Annotated in this window: 17 protein-coding genes; 5 read left to right on the top strand and 12 right to left on the bottom strand. The window is 70.6% G+C overall.

What is annotated here, in order from left to right; genetic code table 11:
• Positions 1 to 41 precede the first annotated feature (41 nt).
• Together purH and purN are read right to left on the bottom strand one after the other, a co-directional pair.
• A complete protein-coding gene (gene purH / locus ABZT87_RS27805; protein ID WP_355139176.1) occupies positions 42 to 1,613 on the bottom strand; it encodes a bifunctional phosphoribosylaminoimidazolecarboxamide formyltransferase/IMP cyclohydrolase in 1,572 nt (523 codons plus the stop codon).
• A complete protein-coding gene (gene purN, locus ABZT87_RS27800; RefSeq protein ID WP_354855384.1) occupies positions 1,610 to 2,230 on the bottom strand; it encodes a phosphoribosylglycinamide formyltransferase in 621 nt (206 codons plus the stop codon). The genes purH and purN overlap by 4 nt, the downstream gene beginning before the upstream one ends.
• Positions 2,231 to 2,437: 207 nt before the next feature.
• Between purN and ABZT87_RS27795 the strand changes: the two genes are divergently transcribed.
• Positions 2,438 to 3,028 carry a DUF4190 domain-containing protein gene (locus ABZT87_RS27795; RefSeq protein WP_354855383.1) on the top strand — a complete coding sequence of 197 codons (591 nt, stop codon included), beginning with the start codon at positions 2,438 to 2,440 and terminating at the stop codon, positions 3,026 to 3,028.
• A 162-nt stretch (positions 3,029 to 3,190) separates the two neighbouring features.
• Here the strand turns inward: ABZT87_RS27795 and ABZT87_RS27790 are convergent, their stop codons facing one another.
• Positions 3,191 to 4,510 carry a DUF6350 family protein gene (locus ABZT87_RS27790; RefSeq protein ID WP_355139174.1) on the bottom strand — a complete coding sequence of 440 codons (1,320 nt, stop codon included), beginning with the start codon at positions 4,508 to 4,510 and terminating at the stop codon, positions 3,191 to 3,193.
• 198 nt (positions 4,511 to 4,708) lie between these two features.
• Here ABZT87_RS27790 and ABZT87_RS27785 point away from each other — a divergent pair, with 198 nt between their 5' ends.
• Positions 4,709 to 4,975: a DUF4190 domain-containing protein gene (locus ABZT87_RS27785; RefSeq protein WP_354855381.1), complete on the top strand. Its 267-nt coding sequence runs from the start codon at positions 4,709 to 4,711 to the stop codon at positions 4,973 to 4,975.
• A 63-nt stretch (positions 4,976 to 5,038) separates the two neighbouring features.
• On the opposite strand, the gene sucD is transcribed toward ABZT87_RS27785, so the two are convergent.
• From sucD to ABZT87_RS27770, 3 genes are all read right to left on the bottom strand, one after another.
• Positions 5,039 to 5,926 (bottom strand): succinate--CoA ligase subunit alpha, encoded by an 888-nt coding sequence (gene sucD, locus ABZT87_RS27780; protein ID WP_354855380.1) that lies wholly within the window; start codon positions 5,924 to 5,926, stop codon positions 5,039 to 5,041.
• 2 nt (positions 5,927 to 5,928) lie between these two features.
• Complete coding sequence (gene sucC / locus ABZT87_RS27775; RefSeq protein ID WP_354855379.1) at positions 5,929 to 7,107, bottom strand: ADP-forming succinate--CoA ligase subunit beta; 1,179 nt, start codon at positions 7,105 to 7,107, stop codon at positions 5,929 to 5,931.
• Positions 7,108 to 7,537: 430 nt separating this feature from the next.
• Positions 7,538 to 7,942, bottom strand: a complete 405-nt coding sequence (locus tag ABZT87_RS27770; RefSeq protein WP_354855378.1) for a cobalamin B12-binding domain-containing protein — start codon at positions 7,940 to 7,942, stop codon at positions 7,538 to 7,540.
• Between the two features lie 439 nt (positions 7,943 to 8,381).
• On the opposite strand from ABZT87_RS27770, the gene ABZT87_RS27765 reads away from it, so the two are divergent.
• Both ABZT87_RS27765 and ABZT87_RS27760 read left to right on the top strand, forming a co-directional pair.
• On the top strand, positions 8,382 to 9,089 hold the full coding sequence (locus ABZT87_RS27765; protein ID WP_234590189.1) for a M23 family metallopeptidase: 708 nt from the start codon (positions 8,382 to 8,384) through the stop codon (positions 9,087 to 9,089).
• Between the two features lie 273 nt (positions 9,090 to 9,362).
• A complete protein-coding gene (locus ABZT87_RS27760; RefSeq protein ID WP_355139172.1) occupies positions 9,363 to 10,130 on the top strand; it encodes a M23 family metallopeptidase in 768 nt (255 codons plus the stop codon).
• Positions 10,131 to 10,224: 94 nt separating this feature from the next.
• On the opposite strand, the gene pcrA is transcribed toward ABZT87_RS27760, so the two are convergent.
• The gene (gene pcrA, locus ABZT87_RS27755) at positions 10,225 to 12,630 is read right to left on the bottom strand and encodes a DNA helicase PcrA (protein ID WP_354855376.1); all 2,406 of its coding nucleotides are present in this window, start codon (positions 12,628 to 12,630) and stop codon (positions 10,225 to 10,227) included.
• Between the two features lie 313 nt (positions 12,631 to 12,943).
• Here pcrA and ABZT87_RS27750 point away from each other — a divergent pair, with 313 nt between their 5' ends.
• A complete protein-coding gene (locus ABZT87_RS27750) occupies positions 12,944 to 13,333 on the top strand; it encodes a chorismate mutase (RefSeq protein ID WP_354855375.1) in 390 nt (129 codons plus the stop codon).
• A gap of 133 nt (positions 13,334 to 13,466) precedes the next feature.
• On the opposite strand, the gene ABZT87_RS27745 is transcribed toward ABZT87_RS27750, so the two are convergent.
• From ABZT87_RS27745 to ABZT87_RS27725, 5 genes are all read right to left on the bottom strand, one after another.
• Entirely contained in the window at positions 13,467 to 14,480 is a 1,014-nt protein-coding gene (locus ABZT87_RS27745) for a dipeptide ABC transporter ATP-binding protein (protein ID WP_354855374.1), read from the bottom strand.
• On the bottom strand, positions 14,473 to 15,501 hold the full coding sequence (locus ABZT87_RS27740; protein WP_354855394.1) for an ABC transporter ATP-binding protein: 1,029 nt from the start codon (positions 15,499 to 15,501) through the stop codon (positions 14,473 to 14,475). The genes ABZT87_RS27745 and ABZT87_RS27740 overlap by 8 nt, the downstream gene beginning before the upstream one ends.
• Positions 15,502 to 15,526: 25 nt before the next feature.
• Positions 15,527 to 16,486 (bottom strand): ABC transporter permease, encoded by a 960-nt coding sequence (locus ABZT87_RS27735; RefSeq protein WP_355139170.1) that lies wholly within the window; start codon positions 16,484 to 16,486, stop codon positions 15,527 to 15,529.
• Positions 16,479 to 17,405, bottom strand: a complete 927-nt coding sequence (locus ABZT87_RS27730; RefSeq protein ID WP_354855372.1) for an ABC transporter permease — start codon at positions 17,403 to 17,405, stop codon at positions 16,479 to 16,481. The genes ABZT87_RS27735 and ABZT87_RS27730 overlap by 8 nt, the downstream gene beginning before the upstream one ends.
• A 149-nt stretch (positions 17,406 to 17,554) precedes the next feature.
• Entirely contained in the window at positions 17,555 to 19,195 is a 1,641-nt protein-coding gene (locus tag ABZT87_RS27725) for an ABC transporter substrate-binding protein (protein ID WP_355139168.1), read from the bottom strand.
• Between the last annotated feature and the right edge of the window lie 299 nt (positions 19,196 to 19,494).

Raw genomic sequence — 19,494 nt, 5'->3', positions numbered from 1 at the left:
TCAGGGCAATAACTTCATGATCGACGGGGTGCAGACGAGGGTCAGTGGAAGAAGTGGCGGGTTCCCGTTAGGTACATCGTTACGTTGGCCTTTTTGGCCGCTGCGATGACCTCTTCGTCGCGGATCGAGCCGCCGGGCTGGACGATGGCGCGGACGCCGGCGTCGAGAAGGATCTGCGGGCCGTCGGCGAACGGGAAGAACGCGTCCGACGCGGCGACCGATCCCCGGGCGCGGTCGGCGCCGGCCCGGTCGACCGCCAACCGCGCGGAGTCGACCCGGTTGACCTGACCCATGCCGACCCCGACGGTGGCGCCGTCCTTGGCGAGCAGGATCGCGTTGCTCTTCACCGCGCGCACCGCCCGCCAGGCGAACGCGAGGTCCCGCAACAGCTCCTCGTCCGCGGCCTCGCCGGTCGCCAACTGCCAGTTCGCCGGGTCGTCACCGGGAGCGTCCACCCGGTCGGCGACCTGGGTCAGCACGCCACCGGTCACCGGCCGCCACTCGACCTTCGCCGGGCTCCAGGCCGGCGCCCGCAGCAGCCGGATGTTCTTCTTGCCCTGCAACACCTCGACCGCGCCCTCGTCGAAGCCGGGGGCGACCACCACCTCGGTGAAGATCTCGGCGACCTGCCGGGCCAGCTCGACCGAGACCGGCCGGTTGACCGCGATCACGCCGCCGAACGCCGACACCGGGTCACAGGCGTGCGCCCGGCGGTGCGCCTCGGCCACGTCCGCGCCCACGGCGATGCCGCACGGGTTGGCGTGCTTGATGATCGCAACCGCCGGCTGGTCGGCGAAGTCGTTGGCGGCCCGCCAGGCGGCGTCGGCGTCGACGTAGTTGTTGTACGACATCTCCTTGCCGTGCAGCTGCTCGGCCTGGGCCAGCCCCGCCGGGGCGTCCGGGTCGACGTAGAGCGCGGCGGGCTGGTGCGGGTTCTCCCCGTAGCGCAGCACTGTCGACTTGCGCAGCGCGGACCCGGCGAACGTCGGCCACGAGTCGTCGGCCGGGGCCAGCTCCTGGGCACACCACTGGGCCACCGCGACGTCGTACTCGGCGATGTCGGCGAACGCGCGGGCGGCCAGCGCGCGGCGCTGGGCCAGCGTGAAGCCACCCTCGTCGAGCGCGCCGAGCAGCGCCGGATAACCGGCCGGGTCGGTGAGGACCGCTACCGAGGCGTGGTTCTTGGCGGCGGCCCGCACCATCGCCGGGCCACCGATGTCGATCTGCTCCACGCACTCCTCGACGCCGGCGCCGGAGGCGACGGTCGCCTGGAACGGATAGAGGTTGGAGACCAGCAGGTCGAACGCGGCCACCCCCAGCTCGTCGAGCTGGGCGACGTGCGTGTCCTTGCGCAGGTCGGCGAGGAGACCGGCGTGCACCTTCGGGTGCAGGGTCTTCACCCGGCCGTCGAGCACCTCGGGGAACCCGGTCACCGTCTCCACCGGCGTCACCGGCACCCCGGCGGCGGCGATGGTGCTCGCCGTGCTGCCGGTGGACACGATCTGGACACCGGCCGCGTGCAGGGCCTGGGCCAGCTCGACCAATCCGGTCTTGTCGTAGACGCTGACCAGCGCCCGCCGAATCGGGCGACGTCCGTCCTGAGTGGGACTCACGGAACCGTGACCTTCCTTCCGGTGATGGTCCAGCCTTCGCGGACCAGGCGGCCGACCTGCTCGACGAGCTGGCGCCGTTCGGCTTCCTTGATGCGCTCGGTGAGCGCGTCCACGTCGTCGTCGTCGAGCACCGGCACCGCGACCTGCGCCACGATCGGCCCGGTGTCCATGCCGGCGTCGACGAAGAAGAGCGTGGCCCCGGTGAGCTTCACGCCGTAGGCGAGGGCGTCGCGCGGGCCGTGGATGCCGGGGAACGCTGGCAGCAGTGTGTTGTGGGTGTTCAGGTAGCGGTCGCCGAAGGCGGCGAGGAAGTGCGGGCCGACCAGCTTGAGGAAGCCGGCGGAGATGACCAGGTCGGGCTGGTGCTTGGCGACGTGCGCGGTGAGCGCGCGGTCCCAGTCCTCCCGGCTGTCATGGTCGCGGACCCGCTCGACGAAGGTCGGCACCCCCGCGGCCTCGGCCCGGTCCAGGCCCGCGATGCCGTCGCGGTCCGCGCCGACCGCGACGACCTGTGCGCCGTACGCGGGGTCGGCGGCGGCGTCCAGCAGGGCCTGCAGGTTGCTCCCGGAGCCGGAGATGAGGACGACGATGCGGGCGGCGGACGCGGGCTCGGTCACCGGGCCACCCTATCGGGCAGGTCAGGACGCCCCTCGGTTGGGCGGTTCGCCGATCTGGGACAGTGACCGACGGGCGGACTGAATAGTTATCGGAGGTAATGCGCGGTATGTCGTCGCGCTGCTGTGCTGTGCCTGCGGTGGTCTGACCGCGATCATGGATGGGAACAACAGCAGCAACTGACGGAACCAGTCCAAGGAGCTTCTCGAATGCAGCCCGGCAACCCCGGTCAGGACCCGTACGGCCAGCAGCCCAACCAGGACCCGACCGCCCCCCAGCCGCCGCACGACCCGTACGCCCCGCCGCCGGCCGCCCCGTACGGCCAGCAGCCCACCTCGGGTCAGCCCTACGGCCAGCCCACCTCGGGCCAGCCGTACGGCCAGCCGCCGGCGGCTCCCTACGGCCAGCAGCCCGGTGCCCCGTACGGCCAGCAGCCGCAGGACCCGTACGGCGCACCGCAGGCCCCGTACGGCCAGCAGCAGCCCTACGGTGGCACCCCGACGTACCCGAACGCCGGCTACCCGCAGCAGCAGGGCCAGAACAACACCCTGGGCCTGGTGTCGATGATCCTCGGCATCGCGTCGATCCCGCTGATCTGCTGCCTCTACCTGGGCATCCCGGTGGGTATCGCGGGCGTGGTGACCGGTTACCTCGCGAAGCAGAAGGTCGCCCAGGGCCAGGCCAGCAACGCCGGCCAGGCCAAGGCTGGCCTGATCTGCGGCGCGGTCGGCGTCGGCCTGGGCATCCTGCTGCTCATCATCAGCATCGTGGCGAACGTCAACCTGCCGACCGAGCCCTGAGAAGACCCTGCTCCCGACGGGGCGCTCCGGATCCGTCCGGGGCGCCCCGCGTCGTCTCCGCGCCACGTTGGCCGCGCCGCGTTGGCCGTACCGCCGTTGGCCGCGCCGCCGTCGGCCGTGCCCAGCCTCGGTCGAGCCACCGTCGGCCGCGCAGCCGGACGGTCAGACTCCGGGGCGCACCGGCGGTGTCTGAGCGGCGCGCGGGCTCCGGGCGAGCACCCGGGTGGCGGCGGCGCCGAGCAGCGCGCCGACCGCGACGACACCGGCCGCCACCGCGCCGACCTGCCAGGCCACCGGCCCGAGCTGTGCCAGCCGTCCCGCGCCGAGCGGCCCACCGGAGGCCGCGGCGGCGACGCCGAGCAGCACGCCGGCCACCGGCCCGGCCAGCACCGCCGGCGCCAACAGCTCCGCCCAGCGCCGCGGCGGCCGCTCCGACCCGGCGGACCGGGCCAGCCGGCGGGCGAGCAACCAGCCGGCGACCATCCCGGCCAGCACCGGAACCGCGAGCAGCAGGGCGCCGAGGCCGTCCACCGGGCCGCGCGGCAGGCCAGCGAGCAACGGTACGGCCGGCAGCGCGCCGACCGACACCTCACTGGTGCGCACGGCCGTGTCGACGCCCACCGCGAAGCCCGGCCCGAGCAGATAGCTGGTCGACCAGACCGCGGCGTTCGGCGCGTACGCCATGCTGACCAGGGTGATCCCGGCCTGCCCGGCCACTCCGGTCCGGTACGCGCCGATCATGTCCGCGGCGTCACCGCCGCCCATGGCCACGGCCAGGCCGGCCGCGCCGGCGCCCGCCCCGAGCAGGAGGAGCGCGGCCACCAGCCCAGCGCGTACGCCGTCGCGCAGCGGGCCGGGTATCCGGGTGACGAGCAGCCGGGTCACTGCGGTGATCCGGATCGCACCGACCAGCGCGCCGAGCGTGCCGACCACCGCGAACGTGGCCGCCGCCCGCACCGGGGACACCTGCGGCCCGCCCGCGCCGATCAGCACCGCGGCGAGCGCGCCGAGCAGCGCGTACGCCAGACCGACCGCTGCGGCGGCGATCAGCGCGCGACGCGGTGAGCGGGTGTCGCGGGCGCCGATCGCGCGGCTCACGTGCACGCCGGCCCGGGTCAGTCGCCAGAGCGCGAGCACGGTGAGCGCCAGCGGGGCGAGCCCGAACGGGCCCGCCTCGGTGTGCAGCGGCACCCCGTGCCCCACCAGCCAACCGGCGAGCGCGGTGCGCAGGGTGCCGCCCAGCGTGGTGGAATCCGCGCCGAGCTGGACCAGGCCGAGCACGATGGCGACCGGCAGGTACGAGGTGAGAGCCGCCCCGGCCGCGGCCACCCCGGCCGCGACGGCCAGCGGCGCACGCCCACGCGGCGACCCACCGGCGCGCGGCGCGGGAACCCGCCGACGCGGCGCGGCGCGGTCGACCGGCCGGTCGTCGGCGCGTACGCCGCCGGCACGGCTGGGTGGGTCAGGGGTGACGGGGGACATCCGCTCTACTCTGGCACGTCGCGCGGGCGGGGGCAGTCCGTTAACCCGCCCCGGAGGGCGGCGAGTTGGGCGAACCGGGGCCGGAGCCGTCCCGTCGGGTCTAGCGTCGTGCCAGAGGGGGTGGCCGTCGTCGCCAACCGGGTCTCGTTCGCCGGTCGCGGCCCGGGGTTCGCCGCCCACGACCGCCCGGAGGTAGCCGTGACGACCGCATACCCGCCGCCCCCACCACCGCCGGCCCGGGGACGCGACCGCACCACACTCTGGGGCGTGCTGGGCATCGTCCTCGGCCTGATCTGTTGCGGCATCCTCGGCATCATCTTCGGCTACCTGTCACTGCGCGACGCGCGGCGCAACGGCCAGTCGCCGGTTCTCGGCTACCTCGCCATCGCGTTCGGCGTGATCAACATCATCGGCGGCGCGATCCTGCGCCTCACCGGCAACTACCCGTTCTGGAACAACGACTGATCCGGCGGTACGACGAAGGGGCCGACCAGTTCCGGTCGACCCCTTCGGTGTTGCCGTGCCGGCTCAGCTGCCGGACATGATCTCCCGCATCAGCTTCGCGGTCTCGGTCGGCGTCTTGCCGACCTTGACGCCGACGGCTTCGAGCGCCGCCTGCTTCGCCTCGGCGGTGCCGGCCGAGCCGGAGATGATCGCCCCGGCGTGACCCATGGTCTTGCCGGGGGGCGCGGTGAAGCCGGCGATGTAGCCGACCACCGGCTTGGTGACGTTGCCCTTGATGAACTCGGCGGCCCGCTCCTCGGCGTCGCCACCGATCTCACCGATCATCACGATGGCGTCGGTCTCCGGGTCGGCCTCGAACGCCTTGAGGGCGTCGATGTGCGTGGTGCCGATGATTGGGTCGCCGCCGATGCCGACGCAGGTGGAGAAGCCGATGTCGCGCAGCTCGTACATCATCTGGTAGGTCAGCGTGCCGCTCTTGCTGACCAGGCCGATCCGGCCGGAGCCGGTGATGTCGGCCGGGATGATGCCGGCGTTGGAGGCGCCCGGGGAGGCGATGCCGGGGCAGTTCGGCCCGATGATCCGGGTCCGCTCGCCCTGCGCGAGGTTGTACGCCCAGAACGCGGCGGTGTCGTGCACCGGCACGCCCTCGGTGATCACCACGGCCAGCGGGATCGCGGCGTCGATCGCCTCGACCACGGCGGCCTTGGTGAACTGCGGCGGCACGAAGATGACCGAGACGTCGGCCCCGGTCTCGGCCATGGCGTCCGCCACGGACGCGAAGACCGGCAGCTCGGTGCCGTCGAAGTCGACCTTCTGGCCCGCCTTGCGCGGGTTGACGCCGCCCACCACGTTGGTGCCGGCGGCGAGCATCCGCCGGGTGTGCTTGGAGCCCTCGGAGCCGGTCATCCCCTGAACGATGACCTTCGAGTCCTTGGTCAGCCAGATAGCCATGATCAGACCCCCGCAGCTGCCAGCTCGGCGGCCCGCTCGGCCGCGCCGTCCATGGTGTCCACCCGCTGTACCAGCGGGTTGTTCGCGCCGTCCAGGATCGCCCGGCCGGCCTCGGCGTTGTTGCCGTCGAGCCGGACGACGAGCGGCTTGGTGACCTTCTCGCCGCGCTGCTCCAGCAGGGCGAGCGCCTGGATGATGCCGTTGGCGACCTCGTCGCAGGCGGTGATGCCGCCGAAGACGTTGACGAAGACGCTCTTGACGGCCGGGTCGGAGAGCACGATCTCCAGCCCGTTCGCCATCACGGCGGCGCTCGCGCCGCCGCCGATGTCGAGGAAGTTGGCCGGCTTGACGTTGCCGTGCCGCTCACCCGCGTACGCGACGACGTCGAGGGTCGACATGACCAGACCCGCGCCGTTGCCGATGATGCCGACCTCGCCGTCGAGCTTGACGTAGTTGAGGTCCTTGGCCTTGGCGGCCTGCTCCAGCGGGTCCACGGCGGCCTGGTCGACCAGGGCCTCGTGGTCCGGGTGCCGGAACGCGGCGTTCTCGTCCAGGGTGATCTTCGCGTCGAGCAGCAGCAGCCGCCCGTCGCCGTTCTTCGCGAGGGGGTTCACCTCGACCAGGGTGGCGTCCTCGGCGACGAACGCCTGCCACAGGCCGACGGCCACCTCGACGACCTGGTCGGCGACCTCGGCCGGGAAGCCGGCGGCGGTGACGATCTCCCGCGCCTTGGCCTCGTCGACGCCGGTGTTCGCGTCGATCGGCGCCTTCACCACGCGGTCGGGGGTCTCGGCGGCGACCTGCTCGATGTCCATACCGCCGGCCACGCTGGCGATGCAGAGGAAGGTGCGGTTCGCCCGGTCGAGCAGGTACGAGAAGTAGTACTCCTCGGCCACGTCCGCCGTCACCGTGATCATGACCTTGTGGACGGTGTGGCCCTTGATGTCCATGCCGAGGATGTCGGTGGCGCGGGCCACCGTCTCCTCGGCGCCTTCGGCCAGCTTGACGCCGCCGGCCTTACCTCGGCCGCCGACCTTCACCTGCGCCTTGACGACCACGCGACCGCCGAGGCGTTCGGCGATCGCACGGGCCTCTTCCGGGGTAGTGGCGACGCCGCCGGCCAGCACGGGCAAGCCGTGCCGCTCGAACAGGTCCCGCCCCTGGTACTCGTACAGGTCCACGATTGCGCGTCCCGTCCCGTCTCCGCGGCGCGCCGTCGCGCCGCCACCAGCGTTCAGAAAACAGTTTGACGCCTGTCATCAGTTGAAACAGGCCATTGGCGGCAGCCTAGCGAGGTGGGCACCGCCGGCAACCGAGCGGGTGCACGGTGTGCGGTAATGCACAACCCCCGTGCCGAGTGGGGCTGATTCCGGCCGCGCCGTGGGCGGCGTCAATCGTCCGGACGATGTTGCCGGGGGTCCGTAACCCGCCCGTCGGGGCGTCGTTGAGTCAGGTGTCGGCGCGCTGATCAGCGCAAAGACGGGATACGGCCGATGCCCTGTCGGTCGAGGGGTGGCGGCGGGGCATCGTGCATAGAGGGGCCGGACGTGTGAGGGGTGCGTCCGGCCCCTCCCCCGTGCCCAGATCCGGTCGGCGCAGCCGACCGGCGCCTCAGGCGACCGGCTGCGCGACGTTCTGCCGGACCCACTCGACGATCGCCTGGGTGGTGGCGCCCGGCGTGAAGATCTTCGCGACGCCCAGCTTCTCCAGCTCGGGGATGTCGCCGTTGGGAATGATGCCGCCACCGAACACGACGATGTCCCGGGCGTCACGCTCGGCCAGCAGATCCAGCACCCGACGGAAGAGCGTCATGTGCGCGCCGGAGAGTACGGAGAGACCGACGGCGTCGGCGTCCTCCTGGATGGCCGTCTCCACGATCTGCTCGGGCGTCTGGTGCAGGCCGGTGTAGACGACCTCCATCCCCGCGTCGCGCAGGGCGCGTGCGACGACCTTCGCGCCACGGTCGTGGCCGTCGAGACCTGGCTTCGCGACGACGACCCGAATACGAGAGCTCATCAGCGCACACCTTTCACCGGCTTCACGGCCTTCACCTGAACGAACGGTAACCCGCCCGGCCGGGGCCGGGAAATCCGGGCCGGAAACACGTACGACATTCCGCCGTGCCCAGGCACGGCCTCCGGCACTGTCGATCGAGGCCGTCTTACCCGGGCCCCGGCGTCAAGCCGGACGACTCCGCCGGATCGGTCACGCTCGGCGACGAACGGGTGGTTACGGGGGCACCGTTCGACGGCGCGATGCATGACAATCTCGGACGCAAACGGACAGATCGACACGCCAATTTGGCGCTCTGGCTTGTGAGTCGCCTGGTGGTTGGTTAACGTGTCCACGGTTGTCATCAGGTCCATGGACGGGTGACGACGCGGTCGGCAGACGTTCACCGGAGCTTCACGGACGTCCACCGGCCGCCTCGGAACCCCGACAACGGAGGGTGTGCGTGCGCCAGCGCCTGTCGTCTGAGCCCGATCGATATCGCGGTCGCCGCCGCGTACCCACCCCCCCACGTAGCCGTTACGCGGCCGTCGTCACCACCGCCTTCGTCGGCGCGGGCATCGTCGCGCTGGGCGCGTCGGCCCTGCCCGACGCCAAGGACGTCAGCCCGACCGTGCTCGACGAGCTCAAGCAGGCGTCGATCACCAGTCAGGACGTCGCGGCCCGTGCGGACAACGCCGAGCGCGCCTCCCGGGACAGCCGCACGAAGGAAGCGGCCGAGCCCGAGGTCTGGATGCTGCCGCTGCAGGGCTACGACTTCAACTCCCCGTACGGGATGCGGTGGGGCAAGCTGCACACCGGCGTCGACCTGGTCGTCCCCGAGGGCACGCCGTACGTGGCGGTCCACGACGGGCTGGTCACCAAGGCCGGCTGGTTCGGCGGCTACGGCTACGCGGTGATCGTCCAGCACGCCGACGGCAGCGAGGCCATCTACGGTCACTCCTCCGCGCTCAGCGTCAAGGAGGGCCAGCAGGTCAAGGCGGGCGACCAGCTTGGCCTGGTGGGCCAGACCGGCCACGCCTACGGCACCCACCTGCACCTTGAGCTTCATGTCAAGGGCGCGCCGATCGACCCCGTTCCGTACCTCCAGGAGCGCGGAGTGGACATCAAGCTGCAAGTCGAGGCAATCTACAGCGAGGTAGCGGGTTCCTGACGCTGCGTACCGCCCGTTGACCGCCCGGATCTGTCGATCCGGGCGGTTTTTCCTGCCCGGCCTGCGGCTGATGTCTGCTGGATCACAGCATGGACTGTGACCGACCGCACGCCACGGCATGATCACTTTTCCGGACGGAGCGTTTCAGACCGGCGCATACCAGGTCAGCCGGGCTGCCGCCCCCGGTTCGGACGCCCGGTCCCGGACGGTCGTCCAGCTCGGCCCGACACCAGTATTTCGAGGTCAAGTGCCCCTCGACTGTGAAGGTTCGCCGTGCAGGAAGACAGCCCCGTCCAGAACGAGAACACCCCCGACACCACCGTCGAGCAGCCGCGACGTGCCCGCCGGCGGAACCGCCTGATCGTGGCCGGCGCGGCCGCGCTGGTCGCCCTCGGCCTGGGTGGGGTCGCCGTCGCCACCTCCGGCCCCGACCGGCCGGCGCCCACCGCCGTCTCGCTCGACGCCCAGTCCCGCGCCGAGGCCGCCAGCCGGGCCGACCGCTCGACCCGCGAGTCGAGCGCGCCGGCGTCGGCGTCGGCCAGCCCGACCGTAAGCCCGTCGACGGCCAGCGCCAGCCCGACACCGACGAAGACGGCCACCGCCAAGCCGAAGCCGAAGCCGAAGAAGACCACCAGGCCGACGGCCGCCTGGGTCGACCCGATGCCGGGCGCCGCGGTCACCTCCTGCTACGGCCAGCGCTGGGGCACCCTGCACGCCGGGATCGACCTGGCGCTGCCCTCGGGCACCCCCATCCGCGCCGCGGCCGCCGGCACGGTCACCCAGGCCGGTGACGCCGCGGACGGGTACGGCAACTCCGTCTTCATCGACCACGGCAACGGCTACCTGACCCACTACGCCCACCAGAGCCGCATCGCGGTCACCGTCGGGCAGAAGGTCAAGGCCGGCCAGGTGATCGGCTACGAGGGCGCCACCGGCGACGCCACGGGCCCGCACCTGCACTTCGAGGTGCACCAGGGCATGTGGAATCAGGTCGACCCCGCGCCGTTCATGCGGGCGCACGGCGTCGACCTGGGCTGCTGATCCAGCGCACCATCGTGCAAACAGTGGCCTCCGCCCTGGCGGAGGCCACTGTTTTCAGCAACCAGCGCGGATCGTGCTCGCGCCCCGCTGCGGGTCAGAGCTTGTCGACCGGGGCGTGTCGCAGCACCAGCCACATGGTCTGGTCGCCGAAGTCGATCTGCGCGCGGGCGCCCGGGCCGTGCCCCTCCACGGCGAGCACGCGCCCCAGCCCGTAGCGCTGGTGGTTGACCCGGTCGCCGGCGGCCACCTTCGGCCCCTGCGGCAACTCGCTGGCCGTGGTGAGGCGGCTGCCGTCCACGCCGAGCCGCTGGGCCAGCTGCGCCGCCTTCGGGGTGCCGCCGGTGAAGGTGCCCCGACCGCCGGGCGCACGGTCGGCACGACCGCCGACGCCGCCGCCCCCGCCGGCCCACGAGGTGTACGACCCCTCGGTGCGCTCCCAGCGCACCAGCTCCGGCGGCAGCTCCTCCAGGAACCGCGACGGCGGGTTGTAGGACGGCTGCCCCCAGGCCGAGCGGGTCACCGCCCGGGAGAGGTAGAGCCGCTGTCGGGCACGGGTGATGCCCACGTACGCCAGTCGGCGCTCCTCCTCCAGCTCGCGGGTGTCGCCCAGCGAGCGCAGGTGCGGGAAGACGCCGTCCTCCAGCCCGGTCAGGAAGACCACCGGGAACTCCAGGCCCTTGGCGGTGTGCAACGTCATGAGGGTGACGACGCCCTGGTGGTCGGGGTCGTCGGAGGGGATCTGGTCGGCGTCGGCCACCAGCGCGACCTGCTCCAGGAAGCCCGCCAGGGTGGCGCGCTCCCCGTCGGCGCCGGTCGCCTCGATCCGCTCGGTGTACTCCCGGGCGACGCTGACCAGTTCCTGGAGGTTGTCCACCCGGCCCGCGTCCTGCGGGTCCAGGCTCTCCTCCAGCTCGGTGAGGTAACCCGAGCGGGTCAGCAGGGCCTCCAGCACCTCCTCCGGGGTGCCGGTCTCGGCCAGCTCCCGCGCGCCGTCGAGCAGCGCCACGAAGTCGGCGATGCCGTTGGCCGCCCGGGTGGAGATGCCGGGCGCCTCCCGGGCCCGGCGCAGCGCCGCGCCGAAGGAGATCCGATCACGGCTGGACAGCGCCTCGACGCACGCCTCCGCGCGGTCGCCGATCCCCCGGCGGGGGGTGTTCAGCACCCGCCGCAGGCTCACCGTGTCGTCGTCGTTGACCACCGAGCGCAGGTACGCCAGCGCGTCGCGGACCTCCTTGCGCTCGTAGAAGCGCACCCCGCCGACCACCTTGTACGGCAGGCCGGCGCGGATGAACACCTCCTCGAAGACGCGGGACTGGGCGTTGGTGCGGTAGAAGACCGCGACGTCACCGGGGCGTGTCTCGTCGGCGTCGACCAGCCGGTCGATCTCCCGGCCCACCCAGTCCGCCTCGGCGTGCTCGGTGTCGGCCACATAGCCGACGATCCGCTCGCCGTCACCGGCCTCGCTCCACAGCCGCTTCGGCTTGCGGGAGGTGTTCCGGTCGATCACCGCGTTGGCCGCGTTCAGGATGGTCTGGGTGGAGCGGTAGTTCTGCTCCAGCAGGATCGTCCGCGCGTCGGTGAAGTCCCGCTCGAACTCCAGGATGTTGCGGATCGTCGCGCCCCGGAACGCGTAGATCGACTGGTCGGCGTCACCGACCACGCACAGCTCGGCCGGCTCCAGCCCGTCGGTGCCGGAGACCAGCTCCTTGATCAGGACGTACTGGGCGTGGTTGGTGTCCTGGTACTCGTCCACCAGCACGTGCCGGAACCGCCGCCGATAGCTCTCCGCGACGTGCGGGTGGGACTGGAGCAGGTGCACCGTCGTCATGATCAGGTCGTCGAAGTCCAGCGCGTGCGCCTCGCGCAGCCGGCGCTGGTACAGCGTGTACGCCTCGGCGAGCGCCCGCTCGTTGGGCCCGCTGGCCCGCGCGGCGAACTGCTCCGGGTCGACCAGCTCGTTCTTGAGGTTGGAGACCTGGGCGGCCAGACCACGCGCCGGGTAGCGCTTCGGGTCGAGATCCAGCTCGCGGGTGACCAGCTGCATCAGTCGGCGGGAGTCGTCCGCGTCGTAGATCGAGAACGTCGATTTGAGGCCGGCGTGCTCGTGTTCGGCGCGCAGGATGCGGACGCACGCCGAGTGGAACGTCGACACCCACATCAGTCGGGCCCGTGGGCCGACCAGCGCGGCGACCCGCTCCTTCATCTCGCCGGCCGCCTTGTTGGTGAAGGTGATGGCGATGATCTCACCGGGATGCACGTCCCGTGCGGCGAGCAGGTAGGCGATCCGGTGGGTGAGCACCCGGGTCTTGCCGGACCCCGCGCCGGCCACGATCAGCAACGGGGAACCGGCGTGGCTGACGGCGTCGCGCTGCGGCCCGTTCAGCCCGGCGAGCAGCTGCTGCGGATCGAGGCGGACGGAGGCCGACCCGGGCCGGTGCGGACGGGCCGGCGCGGACTCCGGCGCGGGCGGGGACGCGGGAATGTCGAAGAGAGGATGCATCGCGCACCAAGTCTATGCCGCCAGCCGGACACTTCCCGACCGCGCCGTCCGCCAGGCCGGGTCGCCGTGCCTGCGCCTGGAGCACACGGCCGGGCCGCCCTTTTGCGCCGGAATCCTTGCGCGCCGGCCACCGGCGTGGGCATACTCGACGGCGTGATCGCTGCGCGCTACTACTTTTACTACGGCACCGGGAGTCCGGCTGCCGTAGGTCGCGCCTGATCGACAGACCTGCGAAAAGCCCCGGGCTCCTGGAGTCCGGGGCTTTTTCGTCCCGGGTTCCGGGCACCGGGCACCACAGCGCGAGAGGTACCCGATGATGACAGACGTGGTGGAGCAGAACGGTGGCCCGGCCGGACCGGAGGCCGGACAGCCGTCGGCGAGCGGGAGCGTGCCGGAGGTGGTGCCTTCGGTGCGGACCGGCGACCCGTCCGAGGCACGGACCGGCACCGTGGAGCCGACCGCCGCTGCGCGGATCGTGCAGATCAGAGAACGGATCGACGAGATCGACCACGCGTTGATCGCGCTCTGGCAGGAGCGGGCCGCGCTGTCACAGGAGGTCGGGGCGACCCGGATGGCCTCCGGTGGAACCCGCCTGGTGCTCTCCCGCGAACGGGACATCCTGGAGCGCTTCCGGCTCGCGCTCGGCGCCGACGGCACCCAACTGGCGCTGCTGCTGCTGCGCGCGGGCCGCGGGCCGCTCTGAGGCGCCTCGGTGGGCCGCCGGTGCGGTCGTCACCGACCGGCGGTGCGGGAGCGTGGCGAACCGCTCAGAGGGCTCCGGACAGACGAAACCGCCTGCCGTCGTCGTGGTGACGTCGGCAGGCGGTTCCGGTGACTCACACCTCGTGGGTGGCGACGATCTCGCGCCGCTCCGCGAAGTGGCAGGCGCTCGGGTGGTCCGAGTCGCGCCGGATCTCCAGCAGCGGGACCTGCTCGGCGCAGACCTCCTGCGCCTTCCAGCAGCGGGTCCGGAACCGGCAGCCCGAGGGCGGGCTGATCGGCGACGGCACGTCACCCGTGAGCCGGATGATCGTCTTGTTGTTCCGCTGGGTCGGGTCCGGAACCGGCACCGCCGAGAGCAGCGCCTGGGTGTACGGGTGGGTCGGCCGCTCGTAGATCTCGTCCTCGGTGCCGATCTCAACGATCTTGCCGAGGTACATCACCGCCACCCGGTCCGACAGGTGGCGGACCACCGACAGGTCGTGGGCGATGAAGATGTACGACAGCCCCAGCTCGGTCTGCAGCTTCTCCAGCAGGTTCATCACCTGGGCCTGGATGGAGACGTCCAGCGCCGAGACCGGCTCGTCGCAGACGATGACCTCGGGCCGCAGCGCGAGCGCGCGGGCGATGCCGATGCGCTGACGCTGACCGCCGGAGAACTGGTGCGGGTACCGGTTGATGTGCTCCGGGTTGAGCCCGACCAGGTCGAGCAGCTCGCGGACCTTGGCCCGACGGCTGCCCCGGGGCGCCACCTCCGGGTGGATCTCGAACGGCTCCCCGATCAGGTCACCGACCGTCATCCGCGGGTTCAGCGAGGTGTACGGGTCCTGCATGACCAGCTGGATCTGCCGACGCAGCCGACGCAGCGCCCCACCGGAGAGCTTGGAGATGTCCTGGCCCTTGTAGACCACGCTGCCGGCGGTCGGCTTCTCCAGGTTCATCAGAACCCGGGCGAGGGTCGACTTGCCGCAGCCGGACTCGCCGACGACACCGAGCGTCTCGCCGGCCCGCAGACCGAACGAGACCCCGTCGACGGCCTTGACCTGACCGACCGTCTTCTTGAACACCACACCCTGAGTGACGGGGTAGTGCTTGACCAGGTCACGGACCTCGAGGATGTTCTCAGACACGGTTCACCAGCTCCTCGGCGAAGTGGCAGGCGCTGGCCCGGGCGGGGCCCACCTGGAGCAGCGGGGGGACCTTCTCCCGGCACACCGGCTGCGCCATCGGGCAGCGCGGGTTGAACGGGCAGCCCGGCGGGATGTTCATCAGGTTCGGCGGGAGGCCCTTGATCGTCCGGAGCTGCTGCCCCTTCTCGTCCAGACGCGGGATCGAGTCGATCAGACCCAGCGTGTACGGGTGCGCCGGCTTGGCGTACAGGTCGTACACGTCGGCTTCCTCGACGATCCGGCCCGCGTACATGACGGCGATCCGATCGGCGACGTCGGCGACCACACCGAGGTCGTGGGTGATCAGGATCATGCCCATCTGCCGCTCACGCTGGAGCTCCGCGAGCAGGTCCATGATCTGGGCCTGCACGGTCACGTCGAGCGCGGTGGTCGGCTCGTCCGCGATCAGCACCTCGGGGTCGAGCGCCAGCGACATCGCGATCATCGCGCGCTGCCGCATACCGCCGGAGAACTGGTGCGGATAGTTGTTGAACCGGCCCTTGGCGTTCGGGATCTTGACCTGGTCGAGCATCTCGATCGCGCGCTTCTTGGCCTCCGCGCGACCCAGACCCCGCCGAACCCGGAACTGTTCGGCGATCTGGAACCCGACGGTGAAGACCGGGTTCAGGGCGGAGAGCGCGTCCTGGAAGATCATCGCGATGCCCTCACCGCGGATGCGGCGGCGCTCCTCGGCGGACATGCGGAGCATGTCCTTTCCGTGGAAGCGGACCCGCCCACCGGTGACGAAGCCGGGGGGCGTGTCGAGGATGCCCATGATCGTCTGCGCCGTGACGCTCTTACCGGAGCCGGACTCGCCGAGCACGGCGAGGGTCTCCCCCGCGTCGACGTGGTACGTGACCCCGTTGATGACCTTTGCGACGCCGTCCCGGGTACGGAACTCCACCCGCAGGTCGTCGACCTCGAGCAGCCGGCCGGAGGGGCGCCCGGACCCGCCGGATCCCGGCGCGGACTGCTCAGACACGAGAATGTCGGACACTGGATCTCCCCTAGCGGAGTTTCGGATCGAGAGCCTCGCGGACCGCTTCACCGAGCATCACGAAGCTCAGCACCGCGGCGACGAGGAATGCGGCGGGGAAGAACACGAGCCCCGGCGCGACCCGGATGAAATCCTTACCCTCGCTGATCATGATGCCCCAGGACACCACCGGCGACTTCAGGCCGACACCCAGGAACGACAGGGTGGCCTCGGCGCCGATGAACGAGCCGACCATGATCGTGCCGTAGACCAGCAGTGGGGCCAGGCAGTTCGGCAGCAGGTGCTTGAGGATGATCCGGCCGCTGCCGGCACCCAGCGCACGCGCCGCCACGATGTAGTCGGCCTCCTTGGTGGAGAGCACCGAGGAACGCATCAACCGCATCACGACCGGCCAGCTCAGCACGATCAGCGAGATGATCACCAGGCCCATGATCTCGGCCTTGCTGTTGCTGCTGCCCGAACCGTTGAACGTGGTCAGGATGACGATCGCGCCGAGCACGAACGGCACTCCGAAGAACACGTCCGCGACCCGGCTGAGAATCGTGTCGACCCAGCCACCGAGGTATCCGGAGATGATGCCCATGGCACCACCGATCAGCAGGGTGCCGACCACGGAGAGCACGGCGACCACGATGGAGGCACGCGCGCCGTAGATGACCCGGGCGTAGACGTCCCGGCCCTGCAGGTCGTACCCGAACCACGCGTTGCCGGACGCCTTGTTGAGGCTGCGCGACAGCGATCCGTTGACCGCGTCGCCCGGGGCGAACAGCGACGGGAAGGCCGCCATCAACAGGAAGACGACGATGATCGTCGCCGAGATCCAGAACAGCGGCTTACGGCGCAGGTCCCGCCAGGCGTCACCGAGCAGACCACGCGGCTTCTCGTTGCCCTGCGGCCCGGAGGTGGCCGGGGTGTCCGTCACCTGTGCGGGAGGGGTGCTGACAATCGATGCGGTGCTTGGGTCACTCATAACGGATCCTCGGGTCCAGGGCGGCGTAGAGCAGGTCGACCAACAGGTTCATCAGCAGATAGACGACCACCAGTACGACCACGATGCCAACCACGGTAGCGCTTTCCTTGGTGACGATCGCGCGGTAGACCTCGCGGCCGATTCCGTTGATGCCGAAGATGCCCTCGGTGACGATCGCGCCGCCCATCAGGGCGCCGAGGTCGGTGCCGAGCAGGGTGACGACCGGAATGAGCGAGTTGCGCAGCAGGTGCACACCCACGACCCGGCGCATCGGCAGGCCCTTGGCGATGGCGGTGCGCACGTAGTCGGCACGGCGGTTCTCCGCGATGCTCGTTCGGGCCACCCGGGCGATGTACGCCACCGACGCGCTACCGAGCACGAAGCCCGGCACGATCAGCTCGGAGAATCGCATCTCGGACGAGACGGTCGGCTTGACGATGCCCCACTGCACACCCAGCAGCCACTGCAGCACGAAGCCGACGACGAACACCGGCAGCGCGAGCAGGAAGAGGGTCGAGACGAGGACCAGGTTGTCCAGGAAGCCGTTGCGGCGCAGACCGGTCAGGATGCCGGCGCCGAGGCCGATCACGGCCTCGATGGCGAGCGCGACCAGGGCCAGCTTGAGCGTGTTCGGGTACGCCGTGGCGATGATGCCGCCGATGTCGCGCTGCGAGAACGTCTGGCCGAAGTCGCCCTGGAGCAGGTTCTTCATGTAGTTGCCGTACTGCACGAAGACGTTCTGGTCCAGGTGGTACTTCTCGGTCATGTACGCGACGTACTGGTCCGGGCAGCGGCGCTCGCCGCACTTGCCGGCGAACGGGTCGCCCGGGACGGACCAGACGAGCCAGTAGATCAGGAAGGTCGAGCCGATGAAGACCGGCACGAGTTGGAGCAGCCGTCTCAACAGATAACGGCCCATGGGGTGGTCCTCCAGACAGGGGGCGCGTCGGACGGCCGACACGGTGGTGACAACGTGGCGAGTGGAGTGCTGTGGCACCCACTCGCGGAACGGCCCCGGGTCGGGCTCACCGGATGTGGCGAGCCCGACCCGGGGTCAGACCGTTCGGATCAGAGCTCGACCGAGGTGATGTCGAGTTCGCCGACGTTGTTCAGCTCGAGCTTCTTGATCTTCTCCGAGTGGCCGGACTGCTGGCCGTAGAAGTAGACCGGGATGCTCGGGACGTCCTGGTCGACAACCTCGACGGCCTTGGCGAACGCCTCGTGCGAGGCCTCCAGGCTCGGCGCGGCGCTGGCCTGCTTGGCCAGGGTGTCGACCTCGGGGTTGCTGTACAGGCCGTCGTTGGACGAGCCACCCTTGACGTATAGCGGGTTGACCCAGTTCTCCACGTCCGGGTAGTCCTGCTGCCAGGCGGCACGGTACGGGCCGGCCATCTTGTGGGCGTTGATGTTCTGGCGGAACACCGCGAAGGTCGGGATGCCCTCGGCCCTCGCGTCGATGCCGAGGTTGGTCTTGACCTGCTGCGCAACCGCGTCCATCCAGTCCTTGTGGCTGGAGTCCGAGTTGTAGTAGAAGACCATCTCACCGGTGAAGCCGCCGGCCTCGGTCAGCAGCTGCCTGGCCGTGGTCGGGTCGAACTTGCAGGCGGTGCAGTTACCCGGCTTGGCGCCCGGGGTCAGCGGGTTCGCCCAGCTGTCGGCCGGCTTGCGGGTACCGAAGAAGATCTTGTCCGAGATCTCCTGCCGGTTGATCGACAGCGACACCGCGCGACGCAGCTTCGGGTTCTGGAAGCGCTTGTCGTAGATCGGGAACGCGATGAACGCGGTCGACGGCGTGACGGTGTTCAGGCCACGGTCACCGAGGTCGGTCTTCCACTTGTCGCCGGCGAGCGCCGAGGTGGGGACAACCTCCATGAAGTCAAGGTTGTTGGCCAGCAGATCGGCGTAGGCCGCCGTCTCGTCCTGGTACAGCTTGACGTCGACGTCCTTGATCTTCATCTTGTCGCGCAGGCTGTAGTCGTCGAAACGAGTCAGCTTGATGAGGACGTTGTCCTGCCACGACACGAACTTCACCGGGCCGTTGCCGATCGGCTTCTTGCCGAACTCCTCGGGCTTCATGGTGAAGAACACGTCCGGCAGCGGCATGAACGCGCTGTAGCCGAGCTTGGTCGGGAAGACCGCGGTCGGGGCGGCGAGGGTGACCTCGAAGGTCTGCTCGTCGATGACCTTCAGGCCGGAGAGCTTGTCGGCCGTCGGGGTCGGGGCCTTCTGCGGGCCGTCCGGGCCGTCCGGGTCCTCGGTGTAGGTCTTGTCGAAGCCCGCGATGTCCGAGAAGAAGGAGCCGTTCTGCGCGCCGTTCGGCGAGTACGCCGCCCAGTTCCAGGCGTCGACGAAGTTCTTCGCCTTCACCTCGGTACCGTCGTGGAACTTGGTACCCTTCTTGATCTTGATCGTGAAGACCTTGGAGTCCTTGGTGTCGATGGACTCGGCCAGCGCGTTGCGCGGGGCCCCACCGTCGTTGGGGTACTCGACCAGGCCGGTCCACAGCCAGTCGATGACCTTGCCACCGCCGGTCTCCGTGGTGTTCGACGGAACCAGCGGGTTCTCCGGCTGGACGCCGTGGATGACGATCGCGCCATCCTTGCTGGCGGCGGCGTCGCCGTCGCCGTCACCGCTCGAGCAACCGCTCGCGACAAGCGCGGCAGCCGCGCTGAGCGCGATCGCGCTCGTCGCCCGCTTCGAGACTCTCATTCCGAGGGGCCTCCTCTTTCTAACCTGGTTCCGTCGTGGGTTTCACGCACGTTTTGGGGGTGACACCGCCCGACCACCCCGGGGCGGGGGTCGCCGGGACCACAGGGAAGTTGGGGACACCCCTGATGTTCCGATCCGCCGGGCTCCCTCACCCGACGAGGCGCGACTCTGCGCAGGCGGCACAGCCACGAACCCGCCGGGAAAACAGCGGAGGCCGTGGTCGTGGGCCGTGCGGAGTGCCACACACCGAGGGTGAGGTGCTGCCACTGTGACACCCACTGGCCGCTTTCGTGAAGGTG

The sequence above is a fragment of the Micromonospora sp. NPDC005237 genome (genome assembly GCF_040607775.1).
In the GTDB taxonomy this organism is placed as follows: domain Bacteria; phylum Actinomycetota; class Actinomycetes; order Mycobacteriales; family Micromonosporaceae; genus Micromonospora.
The sequence above is the reverse complement of the archived record's forward strand: the minus strand, read 5'-3'. Positions and strand labels throughout refer to the sequence as shown.

Bases quoted from the DNA above. Each gene is read 5' to 3' on its own strand.
- ABZT87_RS27790 (WP_355139174.1), bottom strand. From the start codon at position 4,510: ATGTCCCCCGTCACCCCTGACCCACCCAGCCGTGCCGGCGGCGTACGC.
- ABZT87_RS27750 (WP_354855375.1), top strand. From the start codon at position 12,944: ATGATGACAGACGTGGTGGAGCAGAACGGTGGCCCGGCCGGACCGGAG.
- ABZT87_RS27770 (WP_354855378.1), bottom strand. From the start codon at position 7,942: ATGAGCTCTCGTATTCGGGTCGTCGTCGCGAAGCCAGGTCTCGACGGC.
- ABZT87_RS27795 (WP_354855383.1), top strand. From the start codon at position 2,438: ATGCAGCCCGGCAACCCCGGTCAGGACCCGTACGGCCAGCAGCCCAAC.
- ABZT87_RS27725 (WP_355139168.1), bottom strand. From the start codon at position 19,195: ATGAGAGTCTCGAAGCGGGCGACGAGCGCGATCGCGCTCAGCGCGGCT.
- ABZT87_RS27730 (WP_354855372.1), bottom strand. From the start codon at position 17,405: ATGGGCCGTTATCTGTTGAGACGGCTGCTCCAACTCGTGCCGGTCTTC.
- pcrA (WP_354855376.1), bottom strand. From the start codon at position 12,630: ATGCATCCTCTCTTCGACATTCCCGCGTCCCCGCCCGCGCCGGAGTCC.
- sucD (WP_354855380.1), bottom strand. From the start codon at position 5,926: ATGGCTATCTGGCTGACCAAGGACTCGAAGGTCATCGTTCAGGGGATG.
- ABZT87_RS27735 (WP_355139170.1), bottom strand. From the start codon at position 16,486: ATGAGTGACCCAAGCACCGCATCGATTGTCAGCACCCCTCCCGCACAG.